General features: G+C 72.1%; 18 protein-coding genes. 9 read left to right on the top strand and 9 right to left on the bottom strand.

Annotated elements, in window-relative coordinates; all coding sequences use genetic code 11:
* Nucleotides 1-10 precede the first annotated feature (10 nt).
* Nucleotides 11-1,426 carry a dihydrolipoamide acetyltransferase family protein gene (locus tag ACF06X_RS32390; RefSeq protein WP_392290944.1) on the top strand — a complete coding sequence of 472 codons (1,416 nt, stop codon included), beginning with the start codon at nucleotides 11-13 and terminating at the stop codon, nucleotides 1,424-1,426.
* Nucleotides 1,427-1,552: 126 nt separating this feature from the next.
* On the opposite strand, the gene ACF06X_RS32385 is transcribed toward ACF06X_RS32390, so the two are convergent.
* Nucleotides 1,553-2,032: an ATP-binding protein gene (locus ACF06X_RS32385; RefSeq protein WP_392290882.1), complete on the bottom strand. Its 480-nt coding sequence runs from the start codon at nucleotides 2,030-2,032 to the stop codon at nucleotides 1,553-1,555.
* Nucleotides 2,033-2,264: 232 nt separating this feature from the next.
* Here ACF06X_RS32385 and ACF06X_RS32380 point away from each other — a divergent pair, with 232 nt between their 5' ends.
* The 5 genes from ACF06X_RS32380 to ACF06X_RS32360 all read left to right on the top strand — a co-directional run bounded on the left by ACF06X_RS32380 (nucleotide 2,265) and on the right by ACF06X_RS32360 (nucleotide 7,048).
* A complete protein-coding gene (locus tag ACF06X_RS32380) occupies nucleotides 2,265-3,146 on the top strand; it encodes a helix-turn-helix domain-containing protein (protein ID WP_392290881.1) in 882 nt (293 codons plus the stop codon).
* Between the two features lie 5 nt (nucleotides 3,147-3,151).
* Nucleotides 3,152-3,349, top strand: coding sequence for a DUF397 domain-containing protein (locus tag ACF06X_RS32375; protein WP_392290880.1), 198 nt, complete (start codon nucleotides 3,152-3,154; stop codon nucleotides 3,347-3,349).
* A gap of 1,079 nt (nucleotides 3,350-4,428) precedes the next feature.
* The gene (locus ACF06X_RS32370; RefSeq protein WP_392290879.1) at nucleotides 4,429-4,740 is read left to right on the top strand and encodes a hypothetical protein; all 312 of its coding nucleotides are present in this window, start codon (nucleotides 4,429-4,431) and stop codon (nucleotides 4,738-4,740) included.
* A 356-nt stretch (nucleotides 4,741-5,096) separates the two neighbouring features.
* A complete protein-coding gene (locus ACF06X_RS32365) occupies nucleotides 5,097-5,738 on the top strand; it encodes a GntR family transcriptional regulator (protein WP_392290878.1) in 642 nt (213 codons plus the stop codon).
* Nucleotides 5,735-7,048, top strand: a complete 1,314-nt coding sequence (locus ACF06X_RS32360; protein ID WP_392290877.1) for a nitrate/nitrite transporter — start codon at nucleotides 5,735-5,737, stop codon at nucleotides 7,046-7,048. Before ACF06X_RS32365 ends, ACF06X_RS32360 begins: the two co-directional genes overlap by 4 nt.
* Before the next feature lie 13 nt (nucleotides 7,049-7,061).
* Here ACF06X_RS32360 and ACF06X_RS32355 read toward each other — a convergent pair whose 3' ends face one another.
* Nucleotides 7,062-7,889, bottom strand: coding sequence for a maleylpyruvate isomerase family mycothiol-dependent enzyme (locus tag ACF06X_RS32355; protein WP_392290876.1), 828 nt, complete (start codon nucleotides 7,887-7,889; stop codon nucleotides 7,062-7,064).
* A gap of 158 nt (nucleotides 7,890-8,047) precedes the next feature.
* On the opposite strand from ACF06X_RS32355, the gene ACF06X_RS32350 reads away from it, so the two are divergent.
* A complete protein-coding gene (locus ACF06X_RS32350) occupies nucleotides 8,048-8,845 on the top strand; it encodes a carbon-nitrogen family hydrolase (protein ID WP_392290875.1) in 798 nt (265 codons plus the stop codon).
* A 110-nt stretch (nucleotides 8,846-8,955) separates the two neighbouring features.
* On the opposite strand, the gene ACF06X_RS32345 is transcribed toward ACF06X_RS32350, so the two are convergent.
* The gene (locus ACF06X_RS32345; protein ID WP_392290874.1) at nucleotides 8,956-10,500 is read right to left on the bottom strand and encodes a PLP-dependent aminotransferase family protein; all 1,545 of its coding nucleotides are present in this window, start codon (nucleotides 10,498-10,500) and stop codon (nucleotides 8,956-8,958) included.
* A gap of 64 nt (nucleotides 10,501-10,564) precedes the next feature.
* Between ACF06X_RS32345 and ACF06X_RS32340 the strand changes: the two genes are divergently transcribed.
* Entirely contained in the window at nucleotides 10,565-11,809 is a 1,245-nt protein-coding gene (locus tag ACF06X_RS32340; RefSeq protein ID WP_392290873.1) for a trans-sulfuration enzyme family protein, read from the top strand.
* Nucleotides 11,810-11,905: 96 nt separating this feature from the next.
* On the opposite strand, the gene ACF06X_RS32335 is transcribed toward ACF06X_RS32340, so the two are convergent.
* From ACF06X_RS32335 to ACF06X_RS32325, 3 genes are read right to left on the bottom strand one after another with little or no spacing between them, the layout of a single operon-like run.
* Complete coding sequence (locus tag ACF06X_RS32335; protein ID WP_392290872.1) at nucleotides 11,906-12,397, bottom strand: LURP-one-related/scramblase family protein; 492 nt, start codon at nucleotides 12,395-12,397, stop codon at nucleotides 11,906-11,908.
* 56 nt (nucleotides 12,398-12,453) lie between these two features.
* Nucleotides 12,454-13,221: a hypothetical protein gene (locus ACF06X_RS32330; protein WP_392290871.1), complete on the bottom strand. Its 768-nt coding sequence runs from the start codon at nucleotides 13,219-13,221 to the stop codon at nucleotides 12,454-12,456.
* Nucleotides 13,222-13,243: 22 nt separating this feature from the next.
* Nucleotides 13,244-14,479 (bottom strand): hypothetical protein, encoded by a 1,236-nt coding sequence (locus ACF06X_RS32325; RefSeq protein ID WP_392290870.1) that lies wholly within the window; start codon nucleotides 14,477-14,479, stop codon nucleotides 13,244-13,246.
* A 141-nt stretch (nucleotides 14,480-14,620) separates the two neighbouring features.
* Here ACF06X_RS32325 and ACF06X_RS32320 point away from each other — a divergent pair, with 141 nt between their 5' ends.
* On the top strand, nucleotides 14,621-16,414 hold the full coding sequence (locus ACF06X_RS32320) for an NHL domain-containing thioredoxin family protein (protein WP_392290869.1): 1,794 nt from the start codon (nucleotides 14,621-14,623) through the stop codon (nucleotides 16,412-16,414).
* Between the two features lie 46 nt (nucleotides 16,415-16,460).
* On the opposite strand, the gene ACF06X_RS32315 is transcribed toward ACF06X_RS32320, so the two are convergent.
* From ACF06X_RS32315 to ACF06X_RS32305, 3 genes are all read right to left on the bottom strand, one after another.
* The gene (locus ACF06X_RS32315) at nucleotides 16,461-16,805 is read right to left on the bottom strand and encodes a hypothetical protein (protein ID WP_392290868.1); all 345 of its coding nucleotides are present in this window, start codon (nucleotides 16,803-16,805) and stop codon (nucleotides 16,461-16,463) included.
* 62 nt (nucleotides 16,806-16,867) lie between these two features.
* Nucleotides 16,868-17,095: a DUF6458 family protein gene (locus tag ACF06X_RS32310; RefSeq protein WP_392290867.1), complete on the bottom strand. Its 228-nt coding sequence runs from the start codon at nucleotides 17,093-17,095 to the stop codon at nucleotides 16,868-16,870.
* An 83-nt stretch (nucleotides 17,096-17,178) separates the two neighbouring features.
* Nucleotides 17,179-18,483 (bottom strand): M18 family aminopeptidase, encoded by a 1,305-nt coding sequence (locus ACF06X_RS32305; RefSeq protein WP_392290866.1) that lies wholly within the window; start codon nucleotides 18,481-18,483, stop codon nucleotides 17,179-17,181.
* Between the last annotated feature and the right edge of the window lie 43 nt (nucleotides 18,484-18,526).

Here is an 18,526-nt window from a genome sequence, read left to right as displayed (position 1 = left end):
CGAATTCAAGATGCCCGATGTGGGCGAGGGCCTCACCGAGGCCGAGATCCTCAAGTGGTACGTCCAGCCCGGTGACACGGTCACCGACGGGCAGGTCGTCTGCGAGGTCGAGACGGCCAAGGCCGCCGTCGAGCTGCCGTGCCCCTTCGACGGTGTGGTGCACGAGCTGCGCTTCCCCGAGGGCACGACGGTCGACGTCGGCGAGGTCATCATCTCCGTGAACGTCGGCGGGGGTACGGACCAGGCCGAGGCACCCGCGCAGGCTCCGGTCGAGGCCGCCGCCGAGGAGCCGGCCGAGGCCGCCGCCGAGGCCGAGCCGCAGGGCCGGCAGCCGGTCCTGGTCGGCTACGGCGTGGCCGCGACCTCCACCAAGCGCCGGGCCCGCAAGACCACGGTCGAGGCCCCGGCCGCTGCCGCCGTCGCGCCCGTCTCCGTACCGGAGCAGCTCAACGGTCACGGCCAGCACGCCACCGCGACGGGCCGCCCGCTGGCCAAGCCGCCGGTGCGCAAGCTCGCCAAGGACCTCGGGGTCGACCTGACGACGGTCACCCCGACCGGTCCGGACGGGATCATCACCCGCGAGGACGTCCACGCGGCGGCCGCCCCGGCCCCTGCCCCGGCGCCCGCCCAGGCGCCCTCGGTCGAGGCTCCCCGGCCCGTGTCCGTACCGGCGCCCGCGCCCGCCCCCGCGGCGGCCACGGCCGCGGCCGGGGTGACGGACGGGGCTCGGGAGACCCGCGTCCCCATCAAGGGCGTACGCAAGGCCACGGCCGCGGCGATGGTCGGTTCGGCCTTCACCGCGCCGCACGTCACCGAGTTCGTCACCTTCGACATCACGCGCACGATGAAGCTGGTCGAGGAGCTCAAGTCCGACAAGGACATGGCGGGCCTGCGCGTCAACCCGCTCCTCCTCATCGCCAAGGCCGTCCTGGTCGCCGTCCGGCGCAACCCGGAGATCAACGCGGCCTGGGACGAGGCGAACCAGGAGATCGTGGTCAAGCACTACGTCAACCTGGGCATCGCCGCGGCCACCCCGCGCGGTCTGATCGTGCCGAACATCAAGGACGCGCACGCCCAGACGCTGCCGGAGCTGTCGCGCTCCCTGAGCGAGCTGGTCGCCACCGCCCGCGAGGGGAAGACGACGCCGGCGGCGATGCAGGGCGGCACCTTCACCATCACCAACGTCGGCGTCTTCGGCGTCGACACCGGTACGCCCATCATCAACCCGGGCGAGTCCGCGATCCTCGCGGTCGGTGCGATCAAGCTCCAGCCGTGGGTGCACAAGGGCAAGGTGAAGCCGCGTCAGGTGACGACGCTGGCGCTGTCGTTCGACCACCGACTGGTCGACGGCGAGCTGGGCTCGAAGTTCCTGGCGGACGTCGCCGCGATCCTGGAGCAGCCGAAGCGGTTGATCACCTGGGCCTGACGCCCGCAGACCGAAGCGAGGGGCCCGGATGCCTGTGGGTGTCCGGGCCCTTGCCTCTGCCCGCGCGCGGGGGGACGGTTGCCGCGGGGGCGGTGGGTTCACCGTGGCCGCGATGAGCTGGTCCGGCTACGTGCCGATCGGCGGCTGACCCGGACTTTCCCAGGGCCCGGTCGGGAGGCTTCTCCCGACCGGGCCCTGCGTCACGTCCAGTTCGGCCCAGACCGTCTTGCCGACGGTGAGCGGTACGACGTCCCACCGCGCGGCGACGGTACGGACGATGACGAGCCCCCGCCCGTACCTCTCGTCCACCCCGGGCGCCCTGGTCTGTGGCAGTCGCTCCCCCCTGGGATCCGTCACGGCGATCCGCAACACGCGTCCGTCGAGCCTGACCTCCACCCGGAAGAGCCGGTCACCCAGGCACCCGTGCAGCAGGGCGTTCGTCCCCAACTCGCTTGTGACGAGAGCCGCGTCGCCAGCGAGCTCGGGGTGACCCCAGGTGACCACCCGCTCGGCGACCCGCCGCCGGGCGAGCCGGACGCTCTGGGGGTAGGGCGTGTAACTGACGGAGTCGTAGCGGGTTTTGGTGACCTCGCACGCATCGGACATGAGCGTGTACCTCCGGTGTGAATGCGCCTGTCGGTGGCGTCGCCGCGGGCTGCGTGCGGGCAGCAGGGTGCTCTTCCGTCAGTCGACTTCGTGTCGTGATGGCCTGTGCACCGACGGTAGCCAGAGAGTCAGTCGGCCAGCAATCGAACGGGCCAGAAATTTCTACTGAGATGATTTGGGGGTCCTTCGTCGGACGGAGCAGACTGGGCGCACGCGCAGGGAGGGAGCAAGGATGCCGAGCAGGAATCCGGACCGTGGCGTATCGGTGTCGACCGTCCTCGGTCGGCGACTGGGCAGCGAGCTGCTGCGCATGCGCGAAGCGTTGAACCTGAAGCAGGCGCACGCCGCCGAAGCCCTCACGGCATCCGTGGCCAAGGTGGCGAAGATGGAGCGGGGCCTCGTCCCGATGCGAGACCCGGACATCCGCGCCCTGTGCCACCTGTACGGCGAGGCCGATCCGGCCGTCGTCGACAGGCTGCTGGAACTGGCCAAGGCGGACCGCGACCGGCGCAAGGCCAAGGGTTGGTGGAATCAGTACCCGCAACTGAAGGGGCAGACGGAGTACTTCGCGCTCGAGGAGATCGCGACGGAGATCCGGACCTGGCAGCTCGCCTTCGTGCCCGGGCTGCTGCAAACACCCGACTACGCGCGTGCGTTGGCCGTCGGCAATGGGTCATGGGAAGACCTCGACGAGGTCGAACTGTTCGTCGAGGCGAGGATGGCTCGGCAGGTCCGGCTGGCCGGGGAGCGGCCGCTGCGGCTGTGGGCCGTGCTCCACGAGGGCGCGTTGCGCCAGACCGTCGGCGGGACGCACGTCATGCGGGAGCAACTGGAGCACCTGCTGGACATGTCCCGGCTGCCGAACGTCAGGGTCCAGGTCCTGCCGTACATCGCCGGTGCGCACCCTGGCATGACCAGTGCGTTCACCATCGTGTCCTTCGCGGAGCCCGGGGCTCTGGACGTGGTCCAGGCGGATACGACCTCGACGAAGCTCTGGTTGGAGAGCGAGACTGATGCGGCCCACCACAACGTCGTGTTCGACCGGATCACTCGGCTGGGCCTGGCGCAACAGAACTCGGCCAGGCTGATCGACGGCATCCGCAAGGAGATGTAGGCCCCGTGCCCTCGTTCATGTTCAAGAAGTCCAGCTACAGCAGCGGAGACGCGCACGGCGAGTGCGTCGAGGTCGCCCTCAACATCCCCGGCACCGCCGCCGTCCGGGACTCCAAGGACGCCCATCGGGCGACCCTCGTCCTGTCCTCCGCCGCGTGGGCCTCGTTCCTGACGGCCTTGGAAGACGAAGGTCCGGGCGTCTGACGCTCGGGTCCTTGTGAGCTTCTGGTGGTGGCCGCCCTCTCTCCGAGTGTGGCGCCCTCCGCCGGCCCCTCAAGGGCGCTCCTTCGTCGCGTCGGCTCCGCCGATTCCGCTGCGCTCCACCCTTGACCGCCCGGCTCCGGGCGCCTTTTCACACTCGGAGGGCGGCCCGGGGTGGGGTCCCCACGCCCCACGCAGAATCGTTCCGCCGCTGGGTTCGGCGCCTGCGGGTCGGGGGTGGGATTGCGCGGCAGTGCGATGGGGCGGCCCGGGTGCTCTGAGCGGGTGACGGCCGTCTGTGGGCCGGGCTTCAGGCCCCGCTGGGCACTGTCCGGTGGGGGATGGGGGCCCGGGAGAGCCATCACCGCGACCAACTCGCCCTCCGAAGGCTCCGAACCCGCACAAATGGGGCATCGGGTCATGTCTTACCGGGAGTAGGCCGCACTTAGGCACGGCCCCCACCCACCGGACAGTCACCAGCGGGGCATGAAGCCCCGCCACCCGCCGGGCGCGACTCGCCAAGCCGTGCCGGGCCGCCCCATCGAACTGCCGCGCAATCCACCCACGCGGCCGCAGGCGCCCGCCCAGCCCAGGCACAAGAATGCGGGGTGCGTGGGGACCCCTCCCCCGGGCCGCCCTCCGAGAGTTTTCACGCGCCCGGAGGGGGCGGGTCAAGGGTGGCCGCAGGCCATCGCGCAGCGACGCGACGAAGGAGCGCCCTTGACGCGTCGCCGGAGGGCGCGACTCTCGGAAGGAAGGGCGGCCGGCGCCAGAAGCCAACGGGGGCGTTCCGCGCAGGGCCCACCGGCGCGGACTGCTCAGCCATCTGGAGTCTCCGGCGTGGCCGCAGCCGCACTCCGTTCAAGTCCTCGTCCGCGATGAGGACGACGACTAGGGCGGCAATCGACCCTCGTGCCCCAGGGGCAACCCTGGAGTATGTTGAACGCATTCAATTATTGCGTGCATACGCCCGGGGGACAGAGATGGCGATGAGTCGGGCAGGCGCTCCCCGACCGGGGTACGTGCTCGGGAGGATCGGGCGATGCGTACTGACGTATACGCTCCTTCACCTGGCAGCCTGGGTGGCCATCTCTCAGACGGTCGAGTGGGAAGCGGCGTTCGCGGAGATCATGGCGACGGGGATGGGGTTGCTGCTGCTCATCGGCCTGCCCACCCTGCTCATCGCCACTCTCGCGGCCGGGATGCACACCCGCATGGACGGGGTTCGGTTCCGCATACTGCTCGCCGCCCCGCTGGCCCTGTGTGCGTGGCCTCTGCTCGCCGGCAGTACGGCCGAACCGCTGGTCTTCCAGCTCATGGCACAGGTCGCCTTCGCCGCGATGATCCCTGCGCCGCTCTTCCCCGCTAACCGACCGAGCGAGGCAGGCCGGTGAAGGGTGCGATGCCTGATCCCCGCGACTGGGACGACGAGACCGACTACCACTCCGCCGTGAGACGGACCTGGATCACGGTCGCGGTGGCCGTGGTCTGCTGGACAGGGGTGATCTGACTCGGAGCCGCGGCCGTCTTCATCCTGACGATGCTCTTTGGTCTCGTGGAAATGTTCAGCGCGTAGCCTGCCGCCCGGCAGCCCTCGACCGCGAGGTCTACGTGAACCAAGAGTGCGGTGTCTACTGCGCCGTGCTGCGGCCCGTCAGCGACGGAAGGCCCTCTGATCCGCAGGGAACTGCCACGTCCGTATCGTGGACGCCCCTCCCTGTTGCACCCCTGTTGTATCTAAGCTGTGCGCATGACACCCGCGCCCCCAGCCGCCGACCGCGTCTACATGCACGTCAAGCAGGCGGTCCTGGACCGCCGGTACGAGGGTGGGACGTTGCTCACCGAGGGCGAACTCGCCCTGGCCGTCGGTGTGTCCCGGACGCCCGTGCGGGAGGCGCTGCTCAAGCTGGAGATGGAAGGGCTGCTCAAGCTCTACCCGAAGAAGGGCGCCCTCGTTCTCGCCGTCTCCGCGCAGGAGATCGCCGATGTGGTCGAGACCCGGCTGCTCGTCGAGGAGTTCGCCGTCCGCCGGGCCGTACCCGCGCCGCCCGCGCTGATCGCGCGGCTCGAAGAGCTCCTGGAGGAGCAGAAGCGGCGGGCCGAGGCCGGGGACCTCGCCGAGGTCGCCGTCACCGACCGCTGCTTCCACGCCGAGATCGTCAAGCACGCCGGGAACCAGATCCTCGCCCGCCTCTACGACCAGCTGCGCGACCGTCAGCTGCGGATGGGCGTCGCCGTCATGCAGTCCCAGCCCGACCGCATCGCCAAGAACATCACCGAGCACGCCGAGATCCTGGAGCGGATCCGGGAGGGTGACGTCGAGGGCGCGGCGACGTGCGTCCGGCTCCACCTCAGCTGGGTCAAGGACCTGGTCAGGGGTGATCAGCGGTGAGCGGAAGCGGGTCAGGATCCGCCGTCGGTCTGCCCGGCGACCCGCCCGGAGGCCGGCGGGCCGCCCTCGTCTGGGGCGTCGGCGTCGCGGTCTACTTCGTCGCCGTCATCTTCCGTACGTCGCTGGGCGTCGCCGGCCTCGACGCCGCCGACCGCTTCGACGTCAACGCCTCCGCGCTCTCCACCTTCTCCATCCTCCAGCTGCTGGTCTACGCCGGCATGCAGATACCCGTCGGTCTGATGGTCGACCGGCTCGGCACGAAGAAGGTGCTGACCCTCGGCGTCGTGCTCTTCACCGTCGGGCAGCTGGGCTTCGCGCTCTCCCCCTCGTACGCCATGGCGCTCGCCTCCCGCGCGCTGCTCGGCTGCGGTGACGCACTGACCTTCATCAGCGTGCTGCGGCTGGGCAGCCGCTGGTTCCCCGCCCGGCGCGGGCCCCTCATCGGCCAGGTCGCCGCGCTCTTCGGCATGGCCGGCAACCTCGTCTCGACCATCTTCATCGCCCGTGCGCTGCACGGCCTGGGCTGGACGGCGACCTTCGTCGGCAGCTCGGTCGCCGGCGTCGTGGTGCTCGCCCTGCTGCTGCTCTTCCTGAAGGACCACCCGGAGGGACACGAGCCCGCGCCCGCCGCGCACGCCGGTGCCGCGTTCGTACGCCGGCAGATCGCCGAGTCGTGGCGGGAGCCCGGCACCCGGCTCGGCATGTGGGTCCACTTCACCACCCAGTTCCCCGCGATGGTGTTCCTGCTCCTGTGGGGGATGCCGTTCCTGGTCGAGGCGCAGGGCCTCTCCCGGGGTGTCGCCGGTGAGCTGCTGACGCTCGTGGTGCTCTCCAACATGGTGGTGGGGCTCGCGTACGGGCAGATCATCGCCCGGCACCACGGGGCGCGCGCCCCGCTGGCCCTCGGCACGGTCGCGGCGACCGCGCTCCTGTGGGGAGCCACCCTCGCCCACCCCGGCGACCGGGCCCCGATGTGGCTGCTGATCACACTCTGCGCGGTCCTCGGCGCCTGCGGCCCGGCCTCCATGATCGGTTTCGACTTCGCCCGCCCGGCCAATCCGCCGGAGCGTCAGGGAACCGCCTCGGGAATCGTCAACATGGGCGGTTTCGTGGCCTCGATGACGACGCTGCTCGCGGTCGGCGTCCTCCTCGACGCGACCGGCGACGACTACCGGATCGCCTTCTCCTCCGTCTTCGTCCTGGAGGCGCTGGGCGTCGTGCAGATCCTGCGCCTGAAGGCCCGTACGGCCCGCAGGGAGAAGGAACGCCTCGTCGCCAGCCGCGTCGAGGCCGTGCACGTACCGGTGTGAGCCGGGCCGGGCACTAGCGGGGCGTCACCGCGAAGTTGTCCAGGATCGCCTGCGCCAGCTCCAGGTCGCCCTCGGCCTTGACCCGGTCGGAGACGTCGGCCGGCCGGACCCGGCCGCAGGCCAGCCGGACGTACGTCTCCCAGTCCATCGCCAGCGTCGCCGCGGGACCGAGCGAGGGCGCCCCGTCGACCGTGCCCCGGCCCTCCGCGTCCACCCGCACCGTCCGCAGGAACTCGACCGGACCGTGCACGTCGAAGACGACCGCCGAACCGTTCGGCGCGCCCGCGTCCTTGGCGACCACCTTCGGCAGCGCTTCGAGCAGCACGTCCCGCGCGACCAGCGCGCCCGGGGAGTCCAGGTTGCCCGGCTGCCCGAGCGTGGTGCGCAGGTCCTGCTCGTGGACCCAGACGTCGAAGGCGCGCATCCGGTAGCCCAGTTCGAGGGTCTGCTCGGCGCCCAGGGGGGCGCGGATCAGGTGGTCGGGCTTGCGGTTCTCGTTGCGCAGCTGGCGGGCCCGGCGGATCAGGACGTACTCCAGCTCCGAGGTCATCTCGGGGCCGGTGTGGTGCCGCCGCACATCGACCTGCATCTCCATGTAGCGAGCGAAGTCACTGCGTACGTGGTAGAGGTCCCGGGGCAGGGAGTGGATGGGGCGCGGGTCGCCGAGCATCTCGCACTCCATGCCGATCACATGGGACACGATGTCGCGGACCGACCAGCCCGGGCACGGTGTGGCGCGGTTCCATTCGCCTTCCACGAGCGGCTGCACCAGCTCGGCTATCGCTTCGATGGAGTGGGTCCAGGCGTCGGCGTAGGTCTGAAGGCTGGGATGGACGGTCACGGGACCCCTCGGCGGTTCTTCTGCGGTGCGCGGGCTGAAAACAAGACTGCGTGGGAGGCTCGGACGCTAAGTTACGCTGCCCGAAGGCACCCCGGCAGTGCTTTCGTGTGACGATCGTAGGCCCGTGTTGACGGCTCGAATGCCAGGACGGTGGTAGTGTGCGCGCCTCGCTGATCCAGATCGCAGTAGACCCGGACGAACCGGTCGAATCTCGCCGGGCCCGGGTGGCCGGTCTCGTACGGGAGGAGCGCGCCGCCGCCGACCTCGTCGTCCTGCCGGAGCTGTGGCCGATGGGGGCGTTCGCGTACGAGTCCTTCGCCGCGGAGTCCGAGCCGCTGCGGGGGCCGACGTACGAGGCGATGGCCGCGGCCGCCCGGGACGCGGAGGTCTGGCTGCACGCCGGGTCGATCGTCGAGGCGGCCGGCGGAGCGCTCTACAACACCTCCCTCGTCTTCGCGCCGGACGGCACGCTCACCGCCACGTACCGGAAGATCCACCGCTTCGGCTTCGACAAGGGCGAGGCCGTCATGATGGCGGCGGGGGACGAGCTGGTGACGGTCGGGCTGCCGGGTCTCACGGTCGGCGTCGGCACCTGCTACGACCTCCGCTTCCCGGAGCTGTTCCGGGGCCTGGTCGACGCGGGCGCGCAGGCCTTCGTCGTCCCGGCGGGCTGGCCCGCCCGCCGCCGGGAGCACTGGACGCTCCTCGCGCGGGCGAGGGCCGTGGAGAACCAGGCGTACATGCTGGCCTGCGGCACCGCCGGGACGCACGCGGGCGTGGAGCAGGCCGGCCACTCGATCGTGGTGGACCCGTGGGGTGAGGTCCTCGCGGAGGCGGGGCCGGACGAGGAGGTCCTGCGGGTCACCCTCGACCCGGCGAAGGTGGCGACGACGAGGGAGCAGTTCCCGGCGCTGAAGGACCGGGTGCTGGGGGTGGCGAGGCCGGAGCGCGGCTGACGCTGAGGGCTGAAGGCTGAGGGCTGACGGCTGAGGGCTTGACGGCTGAGGTGCTGACGGCTGAGGGGCGGACGGCGGGCGCCGGCGGGGGCGCTTTCGGGGGCGACCGGTCAGACCGTGATCGCGTTCAGCGCCGCCGGGGCGGGGGTCGAGGCCGGGGCAGAGGCCGAGTCCGCTCCCGGCGCGTACTCCCGCCAGGCCGCCGCCAGCCGCCGTACCGCCTCCGACAGCACGTCGGGAGGCAGCAGGAAGTGCAGCCGCAGGCACCGCGTGCTGCCGCCGAGCGCGTCCATCGTGGCGCCCGGCAGCACCGCCACCCGATGACGGAGCGCGACCTGGGCGAAGGCGACACCGTCGCCGTACGGAAGGCGGACCCACAGCGTCTGGCCGCCCGAGGCCGCCGGGCAGCTCCAGGACGGCAGCAGCCGCGCCAGTTCCGCCCGCAGATGGTCATGGCCGGAGCGCAGCGTCTCCACCCGCCCCGCCACGATCGTCCCGAACTCCCCGGGCCCGAGCAGGCGGGCGGCCGCCAGCTGCGCCGGAACGTCGGACCCCAGGTCGTGGATGGCCTTGAGCCGGGCCAGCCGGCCGATCAGCGCCGCGGGCCCCCGTACCCAGCCGATGCGCAGCCCGCCCCACACCATCTTGCTGAGCGAGCCGACGCCGATCACCTCGCCGAAGGCCGAGAGCGGCGGCGGCTCCGGATTCCCTTCCGCCCCCACAATCCCATCGGCCGCATCCGTACCGAAGGCGAGATCGGTGAGCACCTCGTCGTCGACGAGCGGCACCCCGAGGGCGTTCGCCGCCTCGACCAGACGCCGTCCGGGCAGCGACGGCAGCACGGCACCGGTCGGGTTCTGGAAGCGGGCGACCACATAGGCGAGCGCGGGCCGGTGACGTTCCATCATCCCGATCGCCTCCGTCACGTCGATCCCGTCGGGACCCACCGCCACGGGGTACGGCACCGCCGCCGCCTCCCGGAACAGATCGAGCGCCCCCGGGTACGTCGGCGACTCGACGAGCACCCCGTCGCCGGGCGCGACCAGGAGCCGGGTCAGCAGCGCCAGGGCCTGCTGGGCACCCGTGGTGACCAGGGTCTGCTCCGGACCGGTCGGGACGCCCCGTACGCCGTAACGCGCCGCGATCGCCGTCCGCAGCGCGGGGAGTCCCGCCGGGTGGTAGCCCAGATCGGCGTCGGGCAGGGTCATCGTCCGGTACGCCTCGGCCAGTTGGGGCGGCGGCCCCATGGGCGCGGCGCAGCTCAGCAGGATCACGTCGTCCGGCGCCTCCAGGAGGTGCAGGAAGAGCGGGTTGGAGGTCTCCCGCACCCGGGGCCCCGGCGGGAGTGCGGCGGGCGCCACCCGCGTCCCGCTGCCCTGTCGCCGTACCAGCCGCCCCTCCTGGCGCAGGGTGTCGTACGCCGCCACGACCGTCGTCCGCCCGACCGCGAGCGCGGCGGCGAGCCGCCGGTCGGGCGGCAGGGCGGCGCCCGGAGGCAGCAGCCCCTCGTCGATCAACTGCCGGAAACGGGCGGCCAGAAGGAGATACAGCGGGCCGCGGCCGGCCGACCAGCGGCCGAGACGGGCCACGAGGCCGTCCAGGCCGTCCAGGTTGCCCTGGTTGTCCTGGTTCGGGGGAGAAGAGATTGGCTCCATCGCCGGACCAATCTCCCGCGATTGGTCCTGTGACCGCAAGCGGGTTGCCACTTCACTGGGTCCCATGAGCGACGACACCACAGCACTCAGCTCCACGGCACCCCGGCCCGCAGCGCCGACCACGGCACTCCGGCCCGAGACCCTCGCCGTCCACCCTCCCCAGGTGCGGATCACCGGCAGTACGCCCCTCGGCGTCCCCCTCCACCAGGGCCACGTCTTCGCCTTCGACACCGCGGACGCGATGGCGGACGCCTTCCACTCGCCCGACACCTTCCTCTACAGCCGCCTCGGCAACCCCACCGTCCGCGCCCTGGAGGACGCCGTCACCCGCCTGGAGGGCGGAACGGCGGCGCTCTCCTTCGCCTCCGGCATGGGCGCCATCAACGGCGTCCTGCTCGGCCTGCTCTCCTCGGGGAGCCACGTCGTCGCCCAGAACTGCCTCTACGGCGGGACGTACGCCGTCCTGACCGACCTCGCCGAGCGCTGGGGCGTCGAGGTCACGCACGTCTCGGGCACGGACCCGGAGGAGCTTCGCCGGGCCCTGCGGCCCGAGACGCGGCTGCTCTACCTGGAGACCATCGCCAACCCGACGACCCGGGTCGCCGACCTGCCGGCCATGATCGCCGTCGCCGCCGAGGCGGACGTCCCGAGCGTCGTGGACAACACCTTCGCCTCGCCGCTGCTGTGCCGGCCGATCGAGTTCGGCGCGGACGTCGTCATCCACTCCGCGACCAAGTACCTCGCCGGGCACGCGGACGTCCTCGGCGGGATCGCCGTCTTCAAGGACGCCGAGCTGTACGGCCGTATCCGCCACTACGCCGTCGAACAGGGCGCGATCACCGACCCGTTCGCCGCCTGGCTGACCCTGCGCGGCCTGCAGACCCTGCCGCTGCGCATCGAGCGGCAGAGCGCGAGCGCCCTCGACCTGGCCGGCCGGCTCGCCGGGCACCCCGCGGTGGCGGCCGTCCGTCACCCCGCGCTGGCCGGGCACCCGGACCGGGCCGTCGCGGAGCGGCTGCTGCCGCGGGGCGGCGGCGGGGTCGTCTCCTTCGACCTCGCGGGCGGGCGGGAGGCGGGCCGTACCTTCATCGAGGCGGTACGCGTGGCCGCGCTGACGGCCTCCCTCGGCGATGTGAAGACCCTGGTGATGCACCCGGCCTCCACCTCGCACCGCCAGTTGGACGCCGCGGCCCTCGACGTGGCGGGCATCGGCCCGGGGACGGTACGGATGTCCACCGGCATCGAGCACGTCGAGGACCTCTGGGCGGACCTGGAGCAGGCGCTGGAGCAGGCGGCGAAGGTCTCCTGAGCACAGGCTGTCCCGAGCACAGGCCGTCCTGAGTACAGGCCGGTGGACGGTGGAGGGGCGGCTGGCGGAGGGGCGGCCGGTGGAGGGGCGCCCGGGTCAGTCCTCCCGTTCCCGCTCCGCCATCCGGATCACGCACACCGCGACGGCGATCAGCAGCGCCGCGTCGGCGTCCTCGCGGACCACGTTCACGGCGTAGGTGTCCCGGACGTGGAACCACTGGCGGGAGATGTGGGCGAGGAGTTCGCCGTCGTACTCGACGGTGAACTCCCGGTCCAGGATCCGGCCGCTGACGTCCAGCTCGGTGCCCTCGGCCAGCGTGATCCGGAAGTGGTTGCGGAGCAGGGAGAGCCGCTTCCTGCGGATCGTGGCGAGCGGGCGGTCGTCGCGCTCGATCGTCATCGCGTCCCGCAGGCTGAACATCTTCTGGCGCAGGGTGACCAGGACCTGCCCGGCGGGGTCCTTCAGCTCCAGGGTGTCGCGCAGCCGCAGGGCCTTGCCGTCGACGAGGAAGGCGTGGCGGCCGTGCTCGTCCTCGATCCAGTAGTCGTCGCCGATGGCGAAGATTTTGTCCCGTACGAGATATTTCATGGTGAGATGTGTTCCCCGGGTGACGGGGGTTCACGCGGGCGGGTCACGCGGGCGAGTCACGCGGGCGAGTCGGGCACCACGAAGTAGCGGGTGAAGGGATCGGAGCCGGCGCCGAGCATCTCGCCGAAGGGCGCGTCGAGCTGATGGATCAGCAGCACGGTGAAGGCGATGAAGCCGGCGAGGCCCATGACCATCACCAGGTGGGTGAAGCTCCGCCTGATGCCGAAGAGGAACATGAAGGCCAGGGTCAGCACACCGCCGATGATCAGGCCCGTCCACAGGACGGGTGAGAGCTGCTCCTGGGCGGCGGCCTCCCGGCCGCGCCGGGCGTCGTCGACGTAGCCGAGCTGGGCGAGGATCTCCTGGGCGGCGATCTGCTCGGAGACCGAACTCTTCCCGCGCACCTCGCCGGCGGCGCGGAGCCGGTCGAGCAGGATCCAGCCCGTCGCCCCGAGCGGCTCGCGGTCGGCCATCCGGGGCCACTCGACGCCGACGACATGGGCGGCGTACGCGTGGGCGGCGTCGCGGACGGGCGCGCGCCGGTCGTCGGGGAGGGAGGCGGCCAGGAGGTACGTCTGGTGCAGGGCGCTCGCCTCGGCCTGGACGTGGTCGGCGGCGGACGAGCGGTTGTCCCAGACGGAGACGAGGCAGAGGCCGAGCACGACGGCGTACAGCACCGACACCATCATCGCGATGTACTCGGCGACGTCCTCGCGGGGCTCGTCGTCCTCCCCCTCCGGGAACAGCTTGGTCTTGACGACGACGGCGAGCGCGGCGAACAGGGCGACGCCGACGACGACGAGGAAGGTTTCGAGCAGGGCCATGGTGCCGTCATGCCTTCCGTGGTCAGCGTCGCGGGCGGGAACCGAGCAGGGCGGCGGCGATCGCCGCGGGGATCAGCAAGAGCAGGAGGACCACGACGACCCCGAGCTCGGGGAGCTCGCGGGAGCGGCGTCGCAGTCGGGGCAGGAGCCCCTCCTCGCCGACGGGGGCGACGGGCGTGAGGGGCGCGACGGCGGTGGAGTCGGGCCGGTTCGCGAGGGGCGGGGGCGGGGGCGGTGCCGTCCGTGTACCGGTGCCGGCCTCTGGGACCGCCGTCCCCGGCACCATGGCGGGACCGGTGGGCGGGCCGACGGGCATGCGGTACGGAACCGGGAGCGCCGCGGCGGCTCCGGCCGCGGCGGCTCCGCCCGGGGCGGCGGGAGCCTCCGGCGCGGCGGCCGCGGCCCCGGCAGCGCTTCCCGGTGCCCCCGGCGCACCGCCCTCGGTCGCTGCCTCCGGCTCCGGCTCCGGTTCCGGTTCAGGGAGCGTCACCGCGGTGGACGCGCGGGCCGTGAGGGGCGGTGGGGCCACCGGTTCGCCGCCGGGGCCGACGGTCGTGACGCGGTCGCTGCCGCTCGCCACCCCGGTGGCGCCGGGCTGCCCGAGCGGCCCGCGCACGACCGCGGTGCACGACGCCGAGGCGCCGGGCCCCAGGAGCGGCACCGTGTTCCCGCCGCCGCCGCAGTCGATACCGCCCGAGACGGGGCCGAGAGCCGGATCGGTGAGCTGGACGCCGTGGAGGGGCTGGTCGCCCGGGTTGGTGAGGGTGTACCGCACGACGGTTTCGGAGGCCCCTGGCGTGACGGTCTCGGTCAGGGTGAGCGCCCCGCCCACACCGGTGAAACCGGAGCGGGCGGTGGCCGTGAGCTGTCTCTGTAGCGAGGGGATGTCCCCGACGACCTGTGCCGTGGCCCTCTGATAGCCCGCACGGGCGGGGAACTGGGCGGTGCACATGAAGGAGCCGAGCGCGGCGAGCGGTTCGTCCGGGCAGTCCACGCTCACCCCGGGCTCGCTCACCCGGACCCCGTGCAGATCCGCCTCTCCCTTGTTCACCACGTGGTACCGCTTCACCACCGTGTCCCCGACCCGCACGAGCGGCGGCGAGGAGTCGCTCTCTTCCCGCGTGTTGACGGTCACCGTGAGCCCCAGCGCCCTGTCCCCGGCCCCACCGGCCCGCGCCGCCGGCACGGGAGTGAGCACGGTCACCCATAGCCCCAGGAGCACCAGAAGCAGCACGAGCCCCGCAGACCGACGCCGCATGACACCTCACCGCCAGGAGACGGAATGAAAATCGGATGATCGTCCCGTCCATCTGGCCAGTCGCTAGGCACATGCCCCCGGCAAGACACGCGCCCCTTCCCCACCCGCCCACCGGTTTCACCCGTACGGCACCCTTGAGGCATGAACGACTCCGCGCCCGCCCACCCCCGCCGTCGTGCCCGTGTCCGTGCCCCCGAGCTGATCGGCAAGGGCGGCTGGCTCAATACCGGTGGAGACGAACTGACCCTCGCCGACCTGCGGGGGAAGATCGTTCTGCTCGATTTCTGGACCTTCTGCTGCATCAACTGTCTGCACGTCCTCGACGAGCTGCGTGAGCTCGAGGAGAAGCACCGCGACACCCTCGTGATCGTCGGGGTGCACTCGCCCAAGTTCGTGCACGAGGCCGATCATCAGGCCGTCGTCGATGCCGTCGAGCGGTACGAGGTGCACCATCCGGTGCTCGACGATCCGGAGCTCGCGACCTGGAAGCAGTACGCCGTGCGGGCGTGGCCGACGCTCGTCGTCGTCGATCCCGAGGGGTATGTCGTCGCCCAGCACGCGGGTGAGGGGCACGCCAACGCGATCCGTACCCTCGTCGAGGAGCTGGAGGCCGAGCACGAGGCCAAGGGGACGCTGCGGCGTGGGGACGGGCCCTATGTGGCGCCGGAGCCGGTCGCGACCGATCTGCGGTTTCCCGGCAAGGCGGTCGTCCTGCCCTCGGGGAACTACCTGGTCTCCGACACCACCCGGCACCAGCTCGTCGAGCTGGCCCCGGACGGCGAGAGCGTGGTCCGCCGTATCGGCGAGAAGGAGTTCCGGGAGCCGCAGGGTCTCGCCCTGCTTCCCGACGGGAAGGTCGTCGTCGCCGACACCGTCCACCACGCGCTGCGCACCTTCGACCCCGCCACCGGCGCGATCGAGCTGATCGCCGGCACCGGGAAGCAGTGGTGGCAGGGCTCACCCACCTCCGGGCCCGCGCTCGACGTCGACCTCTCCTCGCCGTGGGACGTCGCCTGGTGGCGGGGCAAGGTCTGGATCGCGATGGCCGGTGTCCACCAGCTGTGGACGTACGACCCCGAGACGCGGACCGTCGAGGCCGCGGCCGGCACGACCAACGAGGGCCTGCTCGACGGGGCCGCCGCCGAGGCCTGGTTCGCGCAGCCGTCCGGGCTCGCCGCCACCGAGGACCGGCTCTGGATCGCCGACTCCGAGACGAGCGCCCTGCGCTGGATCGACCCCGAGGGCACCGTCCACACGGCCGTCGGCACCGGTCTCTTCGACTTCGGCCACCGCGACGGGCCCGCCGGCCAGGCGCTGCTCCAGCACCCGCTGGGCGTGACCGCGCTGCCCGACGGGTCGGTCGCGATCTCGGACACGTACAACCACGCGCTGCGCCGCTTCGACCCGGCCACCGGCGAGGTCACCACCCTCGCGACCGATCTGCGCGAGCCGAGCGACGCCGTGCTCGTCGGGGACGACATCGTCGTCGTCGAGTCCGCCCGGCACCGGCTGACCCGGCTGCGGCTGCCCGAGGAGGCCGTTCAGGTCGAGTCGGTCGCGCACCGCACGCGGCGCGAGGCCACCGAGGTGGCGCCCGGCCGGCTCCGTCTCGACGTCGTCTTCCAGGCGCCGACGGGGCAGAAGCTGGACGAGCGGTACGGTCCCTCGACCCGGCTGCTCGTCTCCTCCACCCCACCCGAGCTGCTGAGCTCCGGCGAGGGCACGGGCACGGACCTCTTCCGTGAGTTGGAGCTGGACCCGGCGGTCCCCGAGGGCGTCCTGCACGTGTCGGCGATGGCGGCGTCCTGCGACGACGACCCGGCCAACGAGTATCCGGCCTGCCATGTCCACCAGCAGGACTGGGGCGTTCCGGTGAAGGTGACCGAGGGCGGCGCCACCCGGCTTCCGCTGATCCTCGCCGGCATGGACGGCTGACAGGGCTTCAGCGCGGGGGCTTCGCGCAGGGCTTCAGCGCGGGGCGTCAGCGCACGATTCCCTGGTTCCTGGACGGGCGGCCCGCCGCCCCGTCCAGGCAGCCGGACACCCACGCCTCGGGGTCGTGCGCGGAACGGTCGCCGCCCATTCCCCGGCGTTCCATGGCGGCGCACTCCCCGGCCAGCAGGGCGCGGGTCCGTTCGCCGCTCATGTCGTACTTCCTGATGCGGACCGCCTGGAGATAGCCGCCCTCGTACGCGATGTCCGTGCCCCAGGGCGGGCGTTCGTGGTACGTGGTGATGACGCCCCCCGCCACCGCCGTGCCGCAGAGCACGGCGGCGACGAGGCAGATCGCGAACTTCCCCCGCGAAGGGCCCTCTTGACCAACCATGACGTCACGGTGTCAGGAGGGGCCTTTCGCGGATGTTTCGCCCGCCGTGTGGGCCGGGCGTGTCAGTAGCCGCGGTCGCGGCGGTCGTCCTCGACGACCGTGGGGGCGACCGGTGGGACGACCGCCCGCCGACGACGCGCGATGCTGGTGAAGGTCGCCGTACCGATGAGACCGACCGCCATCATGATCAGTCCCACCAGGTCGAGGTTGACGCCGTCGAGCTCCCAGTCCGTGGCGAACGTGAGGATCGCGCCCACGGCGATGAGGATGATGCAGCCTCCCAGGCCCATGGATCCCGCCTCCTAGTGGTAGTCGGGATCGGGTACCCGGGCCGGGCGCTTCTACCCCTCGGTCATCCCTCGACCGCCCCCGACTAGCCCTCCAGGAAGGCGACGATCGCGTTCGCGAGGAGGAACGGGTCGTCCGCGCCGCACAGTTCGCGTGCGCTGTGCATGGAGAGGATCGCGACGCCGATGTCGACGGTCGTGATGCCGTGCCGGGCGGCGGTGATGGGGCCGATCGTCGTGCCGCAGGGCATGTCGTTGCTGGAGACGAACGTCTGCCACGGCACGCCGGCCTTGTCGCAGGCGGCGGCGAACAGGGCCCGGCCGCTGCCGTCGGTGGCGTACCGCTGGTTGACGTTCACCTTGAGGATGGGGCCGCCGTTGGCGCGCGGGTGGTGGGTCGGGTCGTGGCGCTCGGCGTAGTTGGGATGGACGGCGTGGCCGGTGTCGGAGGAGAGGCAGACCGTGCCGGCGAAGGCGCGGGCCCGGTCCTCGTACGCGCCGCCGCGGGCGAAGACCGAGCGCTCCAGGACCGTGCCGAGCAGCGGGCCCTGGGCGCCGGTGTCGGACTCCGAGCCGTTCTCCTCGTGGTCGAAGGCGGCGAGGACCGGGATGTACGCGAGGTCCGGCCGGGTCGATACGGCGGCGAGCGCGGCGACGCCGGCGTGCACGGAGATCAGGTTGTCCATGCGCGGCCCCGCGACGAGTTCGCGGTCGCGCCCGAGGTAGGCGGGGGGCTCGATGGCGTGGACCATCAGGTCCCAGCCGGCCACGTCCTCGGCGTCCACGCCGGCTTCCTCGGCCACGAAGGAGATCAGGTCGCCCTCGTGGACGTCGCCGAGGCCCCAGATCGGCTGCATGTGGCGCTGCCGGTCGAGCTTGAGGCCCTCGTTGACCTGGCGGTCGAGGTGGACGGCGAGCTGCGGGACGCGCAGGACGGCCCGGTCGATGTTGACCAGGTGGTCGGTGCCGTCCCGCAGGGTGATCCGGCCGGCGAGGCCGAGGTCGCGGTCGAGCCAGGTGTTGAGCAGCGTCCCGCCGTAGATCTCGACGGCCACCTGGCGCCAGCCCTGCGCGCCCATGTCGGGCCGGGGCTTGACGCGCAGGTTGGGGGAGTCGGTGTGGGCGCCGACGATGCGGTACGGGGTGTGGGGGGCGGCGCCCTCCGGCACGTACCAGGCGATGATCGCCCCGCCGCGGAGCACGTACTTCCCGCCGGACGTTCCGTCCCAGGCCGCGGTCTCCTCGACCTGGTGGAAACCGGCCTTCTCCAGGCGCTCGGCGGCGTTCGCCACGGCGTGGTACGGCGACGGTGAGGCCGCCAGGAAGGTCATGAGGTCATCGGTGTGGCCGCGGTCGAACGTCTGCGCCGGGCGGGAGGGTGCGCTGCTCATGCGTTCACCTTACGCAGGGTCCGAATGCCGTTGAGGAGTCCCC

This window comes from Streptomyces sp. NPDC015346 (genome assembly GCF_043078785.1).
Classification (GTDB): Bacteria; Actinomycetota; Actinomycetes; order Streptomycetales; family Streptomycetaceae; genus Streptomyces.
The sequence above is the reverse complement of the archived record's forward strand: the minus strand, read 5'-3'. Positions and strand labels throughout refer to the sequence as shown.

Bases quoted from the DNA above. Each gene is read 5' to 3' on its own strand.
- ACF06X_RS32390 (WP_392290944.1), top strand. From the start codon at position 11: ATGCCCGATGTGGGCGAGGGCCTCACCGAGGCCGAGATCCTCAAGTGG.
- ACF06X_RS32385 (WP_392290882.1), bottom strand. From the start codon at position 2,032: ATGTCCGATGCGTGCGAGGTCACCAAAACCCGCTACGACTCCGTCAGT.
- ACF06X_RS32380 (WP_392290881.1), top strand. From the start codon at position 2,265: ATGCCGAGCAGGAATCCGGACCGTGGCGTATCGGTGTCGACCGTCCTC.
- ACF06X_RS32365 (WP_392290878.1), top strand. From the start codon at position 5,097: ATGACACCCGCGCCCCCAGCCGCCGACCGCGTCTACATGCACGTCAAG.
- ACF06X_RS32345 (WP_392290874.1), bottom strand. From the start codon at position 10,500: ATGGAGCCAATCTCTTCTCCCCCGAACCAGGACAACCAGGGCAACCTG.
- ACF06X_RS32340 (WP_392290873.1), top strand. From the start codon at position 10,565: ATGAGCGACGACACCACAGCACTCAGCTCCACGGCACCCCGGCCCGCA.
- ACF06X_RS32335 (WP_392290872.1), bottom strand. From the start codon at position 12,397: ATGAAATATCTCGTACGGGACAAAATCTTCGCCATCGGCGACGACTAC.
- ACF06X_RS32330 (WP_392290871.1), bottom strand. From the start codon at position 13,221: ATGGCCCTGCTCGAAACCTTCCTCGTCGTCGTCGGCGTCGCCCTGTTC.
- ACF06X_RS32325 (WP_392290870.1), bottom strand. From the start codon at position 14,479: ATGCGGCGTCGGTCTGCGGGGCTCGTGCTGCTTCTGGTGCTCCTGGGG.
- ACF06X_RS32320 (WP_392290869.1), top strand. From the start codon at position 14,621: ATGAACGACTCCGCGCCCGCCCACCCCCGCCGTCGTGCCCGTGTCCGT.
- ACF06X_RS32315 (WP_392290868.1), bottom strand. From the start codon at position 16,805: ATGGTTGGTCAAGAGGGCCCTTCGCGGGGGAAGTTCGCGATCTGCCTC.
- ACF06X_RS32310 (WP_392290867.1), bottom strand. From the start codon at position 17,095: ATGGGCCTGGGAGGCTGCATCATCCTCATCGCCGTGGGCGCGATCCTC.
- ACF06X_RS32305 (WP_392290866.1), bottom strand. From the start codon at position 18,483: ATGAGCAGCGCACCCTCCCGCCCGGCGCAGACGTTCGACCGCGGCCAC.